This window comes from Marinibaculum pumilum, assembly GCF_042646425.1.
GTDB lineage: Bacteria > Pseudomonadota > Alphaproteobacteria > Ferrovibrionales > Ferrovibrionaceae > Marinibaculum > Marinibaculum pumilum.
The window spans coordinates 324,022-333,723 of record NZ_JBHRTR010000054.1 but is presented as its reverse complement, the minus strand read 5'-3'; the positions used below and the strand labels follow the sequence as shown (position 1 = coordinate 333,723).

The window sequence follows — 9,702 nt, the reverse complement described above, 5'->3', positions numbered from 1 at the left end:
CATCCTGGGCAAGATCCGGCTGCCGGAAATGGAGCGCGCCGCGGCCGGCTTCGCGCGCGCCGCCGCCGCCGCGGAAGCCGTGCCGGACGGCCGGGCCTGCACGATCCCGCCGGCGGCGCGGGCGCGCCTGGACGCGCTGCGGCGGCGAATCGCCGCCCTGCTGGCCGAACGGCGGCGGATCGATGCCGCCGGACGGGCGCAGGCGGCGGCCGAGGCGGCGGCGCTGCGGGCGGCGGGCCGGGAGCGCGCCGTGCTGCCCTATCCCGGCCTGACTGCGCCGGAGCGGGCGGAACTGTCGATGCTGCTGGGCGGCATCTACTGGCGCATGCGCGGCGGCGGGCTGGTGGCGGCGCCGGACGGCACCCAGGCCACCCGCTACCACTACAATGCCCTGCCGATGGCGGCGATCGGCGCCCTGAACGGCGGGGCGGAAGGCTATGCCGCCGGGCTGGCGATCTTCAGCCGGATCTTCGAGGGCTGGGGCATCTGGATGGACATGGGGCGCACGCCGGGCGGCGACGGGCCGCTGGCCGACCTGGCGGGGATGACCGCGCGCGGCGACCGGCAGGTCGGCATCGCTGCGCCGATGCTGGCCGCGGGCGGCTACGATTCCACCTGGCTGACGGCCGGCGGGCTGCATCTGGGCCCGGTCTACTACTTCGCCTGGGAGCGGCTGGACGGGGTAACGGTCGGTGCCGACCTGGCGCCGCCCCTGCAGCCCTTCCTGGAAGGCCCCACTGCCTGGGGGGAGGCGCTTGGCGGGGCCGCGATCGCCTACGGCTTCGCGCGCAGCCTGCTGGCCGGCCGGCCGATCCCGGCACGGGGCGCCCCGCTGGAAAGCATCGGCCGCTGAGCCCGTGCCGTCGTCGCTCAGGCCTCGTCGCGGCGGCGGAAGCCGGCGAGGGCGCGGTAGCTGCGCGCCACCTCCTCCAGTTCCGCGGCGCTGATCAGGTCCTCGATCCGGTCGTCCGGGCCGGTGACCCGGGCATCGGCGATGTCCAGCACCCGCTCCGGTCCGGACTGCCGGTTCGCCAGCACGACGGCATTGGCGGGCTGCAGCCGCGCCGCCTCGTAGGCGGCGAGGCCCGCCGCCGGCGCTTCCGCGGCGGCCAGCGCCTCCGCCAGGGCCGCGGCGTCGAGGATCGCCTGCGAGGCGCCGTTGGCGCCGATCGGATACATCGGATGGGCGGCGTCGCCCAGCAGGGTGACCCGGCCGACGCTCCAGCGCGGCAGCGGGTCGCGGTCGATCATCGGGAACTCGAAGATCTCCTCCGTCGCCTCCATCAGCGCGACGATGTCCAGGAAGTCGATGCCGAAGTCGCGGAAGCGCGGGATGAAGTCGCGGGACCCACGGCGGGACCAGTCGCCGGGATGCAGCGGGCGCGGGCTGTCATGGCGCAGCTCCGCCACCCAGTTCAGCAGCGCCCGGTCGCGGCGCCGCGCCTCTTCCGAGATCGGGTAGCAGACGAACTTCACGTCGTGATTGCCGGCGATGAACATGGTCCGGCCGTCGCCGAACGGCGCCTGCTCGTGGGCGCCGCGGAACATCATCACGCCTTCGTAGTGGGCCTGCCCCTCGCCGGGATAGAGCTGCGCCCGCACCGCGGAATGGAAGCCGTCCGCGCCGACCAGGATATCGCCTTCCAGCCGTTCGCTGCCGCCGTCGGCCGTGGCGAAGCTGGCGGTCACCCTGTCGCCGGCTTCCTCGAAGCCGGTCAGGCGCAACCCGCTGCGGACCGCCTGCGGGCCGAGCCGCTCCATCGCCGCCTCCAGCAGCATGAACTGCAGGGCGCCGCGATGGATGGAGTATTGCGGCGTGGGGAAGCCGGCCTCCATGCCGCGGGGGTCGGAAGCGATCAGATGGCCGAAGCGGGTGCGGTATTCCACCGCGCGGGTGCGCACGCCGATGCGGGCGAGCCGCATGCCCAGCCCCAGGTCGTGCAGGACCGCCGAGCCGTGCGGCAGCAGGTTGATGCCGACCCCCAGGGGGCGCAGCTCCGGCACCGCCTCGGCCAGCTGGACCTGCCAGCCGATGCGCTGCAGGGCCAGGGCCGCCGTCAGGCCGCCGATCCCCGCACCGGCGATGATCGCCTTCATGTCCGCCGCTGCCGCATCGGCCGGTTCCCCTGTTCAGGCGGCCGAAGCCGCCGCCTCGCGGATCAGCGCCAGGAAGGTCTCGCCATAGCGCTCCAGCTTCGCCTGGCCGACGCCGTGCAGCTGGCCCAGGGCGACCGGGTCGGTGGGGCGGGCCTGCGCCATCTCGATCAGGGTACGGTCGGGAAAGACGACATAGGCCGGCACGTTCTGCGCCTTCGCCAGTTCGCCGCGCTTCGCCTTCAGCCGCTGCAGCAGCGCCTGCGATTTCGCCGACAGGTCGGCCTCGGCCGCGGCCGCCGCGGCGCTGCCCGAGGCGCGGCCCTTGCTCTTCCGGTCGCGGGCCTGCAGCTGGTCCATCCGGATCTCGATCCCCTGGCGGCCGAACAGCACGTCCTTGCCGGCCGGGGTGATCGTCCAGGCACCGTGCCGGGCATAGTCCTGCGCGATCAGCCCGGCGGCATAGACCTGCCGGAAGATCGCCCGCCATTCCGTCTTCGGCCGTTCCCGGCCGACCCCGAAGGTGGGCAGGCAGTCGTGCTGGAAGCGGCGGATCGCTTCGCTTTCGTCGCCGCAGAGGATGGCGACCAGGTGCTCGGTACCGAAGCGCTGGCCGGTGCGGGCGATCGCCGACAGGGCCATCTGCGCGGGCACCGTGCCGTCGACCAGGGTCACGCCTTCCTGGCAGAGGTCGCAATGGCCGCAAGGGGCGACCTCCTCGCCGAAATAGGCGAGCAGGGTCTGCCGCCGGCAGCGCGGCGCCTCGCACAGCGAGACCAGGGCGTTCAGCCGCTGGCGCTCCACCCGCTTCTGCTCGTCGGCGGCGTCGCTTTCCTCGATCTGCAGCCGGCGCAGGCGGACATCGTCCAGCCCGTACAGGGTAAGGGTCTCCGCCGGCAGGCCGTCGCGGCCGGCACGGCCGATCTCCTGGTAGTAGCTTTCGATGTTCTTCGGCAGGGCGGCATGGGCGACGAAGCGCACGTCGGGCTTGTCGATGCCCATGCCGAAGGCGATCGTCGCCGTCACCACGATGCCGTCCTCCTGCAGGAACAGCTCCTCGTTGCGGGCGCGGTCCGCCGGCTCCAGCCCGGCATGATAGGGCAGGGCGCGGATGCCCTTGCCGTTCAGCATCTCCGCCAGTTCCTCGGTTTGCCGGCGGGAGGCGCAGTAGACGATGCCGCTGGCACCGCCCTGGCGGGCGACGAAGTCCAGGATCTGGCGGGGCGCGCGCTCCTTCGGCCGCATGGCGAGGTGCAGGTTCGGCCGGTCGAAGCCCTGCACGAAGATGCGCGGCGCCGCCCCGTCCGGGCCGTCGGCGAACAGGCGCTCCACGATGTCGCCGCGGGTCGCGGTGTCCGCGGTGGCGGTCAGCGCGATCATGCGGGGATTGCCCAGTTCGGCGCGGATCTCCGCCAGGCGCATATATTCGGGACGGAAGTCGTGCCCCCATTGCGACACGCAATGCGCCTCGTCCACCGCCAGCAGGCCGATGCCGGCGCGGCGAAGCGCGGCCTGCAGGTCGGGCCGCACCAGGCGCTCCGGCGCCACGTAGAGCAGCTTCAGCCCGCCTTCCGCGGCGGCCCGCAGCAGGTCGCGGTTCTCCTCCGGGCTGTTGCCGGAATGCAGGGCGCCGGCGGGGATGCCCAGGCTTTGCAGCTGCGCCACCTGGTTGCGCATCAGCGCAATGAGGGGGGAGACGACGATCGTCAGCCGCGGTTCCAGCAGCGCGGGCAGCTGGTAGCACAGCGACTTGCCGCCGCCAGTCGGCATGATCGCCAGCACGTCGCGACCCGACAGCAGCGCGGCGACGATCTCCGCCTGGCCCGGGCGGAAGTCACGGAAGCCGAAGCGTTCCGTCAGGATGCGGCGCGCCGCATCCAACCCTTCCGGCGACGGCGGCTCGGGCGTCTGCGGGTCCGGTCCGGTGGACCCGGCAACACCCGCAGCTTCCGGGCCTGCCTGCGTGCCGTCCGGCTCCATCGCCTCTGCCACCCCTGCCCCTCCATTGCGGCGCCACCTGTGCGGGGGGCGACTCTAGCAGCGTTCGGGATGGGGTTGGCAACGGGGTATGCAGATCCAGCCAGGGCGACGCCCCGGTCCCCGCGTCAGGCGCCCTGGAACGGGATGGAATCGCCGGAAGCGGCCCCAGATGGCAAGGCTCAGCCTTTGCCGCCCTTATCCTTGCTGCCGCTGTCCTTGCGCGCCTTGTCCTTTGCGGGCCGGGGCTCCCCGGCATGGCCGGGCATGTAGCTGGGCGGGTCGCTGGCGGGGAAGGTTTCCTCCAGTTCCTCGTCGACCTTGTCGCTTTCCTTGCGCTTGCTGTTGTCTGACATAACCACGGTTCCTGTGCATTTCGGGCAATCAGGAAACAACTCTGCCCCGGTCCCGGTTCCGGCCCACTGCTGGATATCGCCTCTGCCATTCGCATGGTTCCGTCGCCGGCTTGCATGCCGGGCGGTCCGCCCCTAATCTTGGAATGTAATGTTATAACATACATCAAGGAGGGGGCCGATGAACGGTCAAGAAGGAGCGCGTCCGCATCAGAGGGCATCGGCCGGCTGCGGCAGGTCCGGGGCATGGCGACGGCCGACAGGGCCCGGGATCCTTGTCGCGGCCGCCTGGGGGGCGGCGGTGCTGGGCGCAGCGCCGTCGGCTGCCGAGGTCTTCGAGGTCATCCACCCGGAGATCCGCAAGGACGGATTCGAGCTGGAGAGCCTCAACGCCGTGGTGCTGAGCGAGGTCGCGCGCGGCGACGAGCGCTCGGTCCACGAGCTGGCGCTCAGCTACGCGCCGCTGTCCTTCTGGAAGCCGACGGTGGCGCTGGAGATCGCCAATCCGGAATCGGAATCGGCGGAGGTGGAGGCCTACGAGTTCGAGAGCCTGTTCCTGCTGCCTCTCGGCGGGGCTGGCGCCGGGCATGACCACGATCATGGCCATGACCACGGCCATGACGGGGCGGCAAGCTATGCGCTGGGGCTCTACACGGCGCTGGGGATTCCGAATACCGGCGGCATCGGCAAGGCGGTGGCGACCGTCGGTCCGGTGGGCGAGGTCACCTGGGGCCCGGTCGCGACGATCGGCAACCTGTTCGTCGACCTGCCTTTCGAGGACGGCGTCGATGCCGGCCTGTCCTACGCCCTGTCCGTCAGTACCGGGATCGGCGGCGGCATCGATGCCGGCGTGGAGGCCTTCGGCGCCGTCGACGAGGCGTTCGGCAATGCGCCGCCGCTGGATCAGCAGGAACATTTCGTCGGGCCGGCGCTGTACGGCGATTTCGACCTCGGGCGCGGCCGGATCCTGGAGCCGCGGGTGGCGCTGCTGCTCGGCTGGACCGATGCCGCCCCGGATGCCGTCCTGTCGTTCAATATCGAGCTGAAATTCTAGCGATGCGCGCGGAGGCGATGCGGATGGAAGCGGGGCGATCGCTCGTTCTGGCAGGACCGGAACCGGCGATCCTCGATATGGCAGTTGCCGGCGGCGCGGGGCTGGCCGTCTGGCGGCGGCCCGCCGACCCGCAGCTGGCCGCCGCCCTGCGGGGCGGGCCGCCCGTCGCCGACCTGCGGCTTGCCGGTGCCCCGGCCGTGCTGGGCCGGGACCTAGACGACCGGACCCGGGAGCGTATCGGGCCGGCCCTGCGCGCCGACATGCAGGCGCTGCTCCGCCGCTTCGCCATCCTGTCCGGTGCGGCAGAACTGGAGCTGCGCCTGGAAGCCGTGACCGGCGATGCCTGCTGGAAGTTCCACCGCGACATGGTCCGGCTGCGGCTGCTGACCACCTATGACGGGCCGGCCACCGAATATGTGACGGCCCGCCATGCCGAACGCGCCCTGCAGCAGCAACGGGACTATCGCGGGCCGCTGCGCCGTCTTCGGCCCTTCGATGTCGCACTGTTCCGCGGCGCCCGCGATGCCGGCGGCGATGCCGTCGTGCATCGCTCGCCGCCGATCGCCGGCAGCGGTCGCACCCGCCTGCTGTTCTGTCTTACCGATCCGGGCCGGGTCTGACCGCTTCGCCGCTCACAGCTCCGCCGTTCACAGCTGCGGGTATCGCCGGTGCCAGTCGGTGGCCTGCTGGAAGGCATGGCCGACATTCAGCACCCCGGCCTCGTCGAAGGCGCGACCGGCGATCTGCAGGCTGACCGGCAGGCCGTCGGCGAACCCGCAGGGCACCACCAGCGCCGGCAGGCCGGTCAGGTCGAACGGCTCTGTGTTGCGCAGGATGGCGCCGAACACGCCGTCCTCCGCGCCGCGGATGGTGACATTCTCCTGGCCGATCGGGGTCGCGGTCAGCGCAATGCCCGGGGTCGCCAGCACGTCGACATCTGCCAGCACCGCCGCCATCTCCCGGCCCAGCAGGGTGCGGTAGCGCTGTGCGTGCAGATAGTCTTTCGCCAGCAGCTGGTCGCCCAGCTCCAGGAAGGTGCGGACCTGCTCGGTATAGAGATGCGCCCGGTCGTCCAGGGTGTCGTCGTGATAGGCCGTCGCCTCGGCCACATAGATCGCCATCGCCGCCGCCGCGGCATGGTCGATATGCGGCAGCTCGACATCCACCAGGGTGGCGCCCAGCTTCTCCAGCTCCGCCAGGGCGGCTTCGACGACGTCGCAGACCGGCGCCTGCGCCCGGTCGTAGAAGTAGTGGCGCGGCAGGCCGATCCGCAGGCCCTTGATGCTTCCGGTCAGGGCCGCGGCATAGTCCATGCCCGGCCGGTCGGCGGTGGCGGCGTCGCGGGGATCGCGGCCGGCGATCGCGGTCATGAACAGGGCCGCGTCGTAGGCCGAGCGCGACAGCGGGCCGGGATGGTCCATCGTCCAGCACAGCGGGAAGATGCCGGCGCGGCTGGCGCGGCCATAGGTCGGCTTCAGGCCGGTCACCCCGCAGGCGGCGGCCGGCATGCGGATCGAGCCGCCGGTATCGCTGCCGGTGGCGATCGGCACCAGGCCGGCGGCGACTGCCGCGCCGGAGCCGCCGCTGGAGCCGCCGGTGATCCGGTCGGTGTCCCAGGGATTGCGGGACGGGCCGAACATCGAATGCTCGTTGGTCGGGCCATAGGCGAACTCGTGGGTGTTCAGCTTGCCCAGGCTGATCATGCCGGCCGCGGCAAGCTGGCCGACCACGGTCGAGTCCTGCTCCGGGATGTTGTCGGCCAGCACCTGCGAGCCGCCGGTGGTGCGCACCCCGGCCGTGGCATATAGGTCCTTGTGGCCGATCGGGATGCCGTGCAGCGGCCCCTTGTAGCCGCCGGCCGCGATCTCCGCCTCCGCGGCGCGGGCGGCCGTCAGCGCGGCATCGGCGGTTTCGGTGACGAAGGCGTTGAGGCGATCGTTCACGGCCTTGATTCGGCCCTGGAAGGCCTGCACCACCTCGACCGGCGAGGCCTTCTTCCCCTCGATCAGCGTTGCCAGCTCTGTGACGTCCAGGCGGGTCAGGTCGGTCATCGCTGCCCCTCCCCGCGGCCGGAACTGCGCGGCGGCGTCTCGATCGGCTGAAAGACCACGGCCGGCTCGATCTCCTTCAGCGGCAGGCGCCGCAGCGCGGCGATCTGCTCCAGCAGCGGCTCCAGTGCCGCCGCATAGCCTTCGGCCCGCGCCTCTTCCAGCGGATGGCCGGCATATTGCCGTGCCACCGCGGCGATCGTGGCGGCGGTGACCGCCTCGCGTTTGCCCATCTTTCGCACCCCCTTGCCGTCTGCCGTCTGCCGTCTGCCATCCGCCGGAGCCGGCCGGTGGCCGGCCCCGGGCATGCCTGTATCAGCCGCGCACCTGCTCCTGGCCGGCCCAGCTCTGGTCCTGGGGCACGTTGAAGTTGATCACGAAGTCGATCTTCTTGAACAGCCAGGTACCGTCGCGGCGGACATATTCCTCGTCATAGTCGCCCAGGATCCAGCGCGCGACCTTCTGCCCGTCCTCCATCATCGTGCAGGGCATCAGGATCCGCCACCTGCCGGTGGCGGTGTCGCCGTCGACGTCGATGATGAAGTTCAGCGCCAGGTGCGCGGCGAAGACGATCTGGCCGGAGACGCCGCCGAAAAAGGTCTCGATCGCCTTGCGCCCGTCGTGATGGCCGAACAGGGCGTTGGTCCAGACCGCATCGTCGACGAACAGCGGGCCCAGCTTCGCCGGCGGATAGCCCAGGTCGCAATGCTCCATGTAGATGTGCTTCAGCTTCTTGATCGCCTCGATCGATTCCAGTCGGTCGATGCGGGCGGCGAGGTCGTCACTGCTCATCTCTGCGCTCCTTTGCGGCGGCCACTTCGAGGCTCGATGATCCGGCCTACGCCCGGCCTGCGGGCGGCGCAAGACACCGGCCCGGCAATGCAGGTTTTCGTGCGCTCCAGGACAAGATTGCGGAAGGTGGGTGGCTGAGGCGGTGTTGATTGCGCCGCCGCGAACCGCCGCGCTAGGGTCCGCCAGGGCAATCAGGACCAGCAGCGATCCGCCATGCGACAGACAGTTTCACCTTCCCGGGCGGCCATGGCGGCCCGGCTCCGATGATCGCCGCCAGGCCTCTGGTACCGGCACTTTGCGCGCTGGGGGAGGGGATCCAGTGGGACGACAGGGCCGGGCGCCTGCTCTGGACCGATGTCCAGGGCCGGCGGCTGCATTCCTGCGACGCCGATGGCGGCGACCACCGGGTCCTGCCGCTGCCCGCCCGTATGGCATCCTTCGCGCTGGATCCGGAAGGGCTGCTTCTCGGCGCCTTCGACACCGGCCTGTTCGCCTTCGATCCCGACAGCGGCCGCCGCGTCCCGATGCACGAGTTCGAGCCGGACCTGCCGACCACCCGGCTGAACGACGGCCGCTGCGACAGGTCGGGCCGCTTCCTGGCCGGCGGCGTGGACGAGAAGGGGCTGAAGCCTCTCTCTTCCCTGATCTCCTTTGACGGGGGCGGGCCGCCGCAAACCCTGTTGGAGGGGATCGGCTGCAGCAATTCCATTGCCTTCTCCCCCGACGGGCGGCTGATGTACTTCACCGATACCGCCGGGCAGGAGATCTTCGTCTTCGACTACGACCCGGATACCGGTGCGATCGCCGACCGCCGTGTCTTTGCCACCCTCGGTCCCGACGACGGCCGTCCCGACGGCTCCTGCGTCGACAGCGAGGGGCGGTTGTGGAATGCCGCCTTCGGGGTCGGCCGGGTGCAGTGCTGGAACCCGGACGGCAGCCGCGGGCCGGCGGTGCACCTGCCTGCGCCGAACGTGACCTGCGCCTGCTTCGGCGGCCCGGAGCTGGGCACCCTCTACATCACCACGGCCAGCGTGCTGATGGGCGATGCTGCGCGGGCCGCCGCGCCACTGTCCGGCGCCACCTTCGCCTTCGACGCGCAGGCCGCCTTCGGCGCCACCGGCCTGCCGGAGGACCGCTTCGCGCCGAATCTGCGGCCGCTGCTCGAGGGCTGACCGCGGCAGCCGGCCGCTGCCTGTGACGCCGGCTGCCTATGACGCCCGCTGTCGGTCCGCCAGCATCCGGTCCAGAAGGTCGACGACCTCGGCGGAGGCCTTCTCGACCTCGGCGGCATGGCGCATCGACATTCCCCGTTTCGACCCAGTGGCGGCCAGCCGCCAAACGGCTTCGGCCGGATTGCCGGCGGAAGATAGTGGATCGTGCCGCC

Annotated in this window: 10 protein-coding genes; 4 read left to right on the top strand and 6 right to left on the bottom strand. The window is 71.4% G+C overall.

Annotation, left to right across the window (positions count from 1 at the left end; all coding sequences use genetic code 11):
• On the top strand, positions 1-853 hold an 853-nt coding region (locus ACFOGJ_RS28425; RefSeq protein WP_379906671.1), incomplete at its 5' end, for a hypothetical protein.
• 17 nt (positions 854-870) lie between these two features.
• On the opposite strand, the gene ACFOGJ_RS28420 is transcribed toward ACFOGJ_RS28425, so the two are convergent.
• From ACFOGJ_RS28420 to ACFOGJ_RS28410, 3 genes are all read right to left on the bottom strand, one after another.
• Complete coding sequence (locus tag ACFOGJ_RS28420; RefSeq protein WP_379906670.1) at positions 871-2,097, bottom strand: FAD-dependent monooxygenase; 1,227 nt, start codon at positions 2,095-2,097, stop codon at positions 871-873.
• 33 nt (positions 2,098-2,130) lie between these two features.
• Entirely contained in the window at positions 2,131-4,086 is a 1,956-nt protein-coding gene (gene recQ / locus ACFOGJ_RS28415) for a DNA helicase RecQ (RefSeq protein ID WP_379906669.1), read from the bottom strand.
• Positions 4,087-4,253: 167 nt separating this feature from the next.
• Positions 4,254-4,427, bottom strand: coding sequence for a hypothetical protein (locus ACFOGJ_RS28410; protein WP_379906668.1), 174 nt, complete (start codon positions 4,425-4,427; stop codon positions 4,254-4,256).
• Positions 4,428-4,725: 298 nt separating this feature from the next.
• Here ACFOGJ_RS28410 and ACFOGJ_RS28405 point away from each other — a divergent pair, with 298 nt between their 5' ends.
• Entirely contained in the window at positions 4,726-5,478 is a 753-nt protein-coding gene (locus ACFOGJ_RS28405) for a hypothetical protein (RefSeq protein ID WP_379906667.1), read from the top strand.
• A gap of 23 nt (positions 5,479-5,501) precedes the next feature.
• On the top strand, positions 5,502-6,098 hold the full coding sequence (locus ACFOGJ_RS28400; RefSeq protein ID WP_379906666.1) for a DUF1826 domain-containing protein: 597 nt from the start codon (positions 5,502-5,504) through the stop codon (positions 6,096-6,098).
• Positions 6,099-6,125: 27 nt separating this feature from the next.
• Here the strand turns inward: ACFOGJ_RS28400 and ACFOGJ_RS28395 are convergent, their stop codons facing one another.
• The 3 genes from ACFOGJ_RS28395 to ACFOGJ_RS28385 all read right to left on the bottom strand — a co-directional run bounded on the left by ACFOGJ_RS28395 (position 6,126) and on the right by ACFOGJ_RS28385 (position 8,318).
• Positions 6,126-7,529, bottom strand: coding sequence for an amidase (locus ACFOGJ_RS28395; RefSeq protein ID WP_379906665.1), 1,404 nt, complete (start codon positions 7,527-7,529; stop codon positions 6,126-6,128).
• A complete protein-coding gene (locus tag ACFOGJ_RS28390) occupies positions 7,526-7,759 on the bottom strand; it encodes a hypothetical protein (RefSeq protein WP_379906664.1) in 234 nt (77 codons plus the stop codon). Before ACFOGJ_RS28390 ends, ACFOGJ_RS28395 begins: the two co-directional genes overlap by 4 nt.
• Before the next feature lie 82 nt (positions 7,760-7,841).
• Complete coding sequence (locus ACFOGJ_RS28385) at positions 7,842-8,318, bottom strand: nuclear transport factor 2 family protein (RefSeq protein WP_379906663.1); 477 nt, start codon at positions 8,316-8,318, stop codon at positions 7,842-7,844.
• A 263-nt stretch (positions 8,319-8,581) separates the two neighbouring features.
• Here ACFOGJ_RS28385 and ACFOGJ_RS28380 point away from each other — a divergent pair, with 263 nt between their 5' ends.
• Positions 8,582-9,490 (top strand): SMP-30/gluconolactonase/LRE family protein, encoded by a 909-nt coding sequence (locus ACFOGJ_RS28380; RefSeq protein WP_379906662.1) that lies wholly within the window; start codon positions 8,582-8,584, stop codon positions 9,488-9,490.
• Positions 9,491-9,702: the final 212 nt, after the last annotated feature.

Coding starts and splice junctions, on each gene's coding strand:
- ACFOGJ_RS28420 (WP_379906670.1), bottom strand. CDS start 2,097: ATGAAGGCGATCATCGCCGGTGCGGGGATCGGCGGCCTGACGGCGGCC.
- ACFOGJ_RS28410 (WP_379906668.1), bottom strand. CDS start 4,427: ATGTCAGACAACAGCAAGCGCAAGGAAAGCGACAAGGTCGACGAGGAA.
- ACFOGJ_RS28400 (WP_379906666.1), top strand. CDS start 5,502: ATGGAAGCGGGGCGATCGCTCGTTCTGGCAGGACCGGAACCGGCGATC.
- ACFOGJ_RS28395 (WP_379906665.1), bottom strand. CDS start 7,529: ATGACCGACCTGACCCGCCTGGACGTCACAGAGCTGGCAACGCTGATC.
- ACFOGJ_RS28390 (WP_379906664.1), bottom strand. CDS start 7,759: ATGGGCAAACGCGAGGCGGTCACCGCCGCCACGATCGCCGCGGTGGCA.
- ACFOGJ_RS28385 (WP_379906663.1), bottom strand. CDS start 8,318: ATGAGCAGTGACGACCTCGCCGCCCGCATCGACCGACTGGAATCGATC.
- ACFOGJ_RS28380 (WP_379906662.1), top strand. CDS start 8,582: ATGATCGCCGCCAGGCCTCTGGTACCGGCACTTTGCGCGCTGGGGGAG.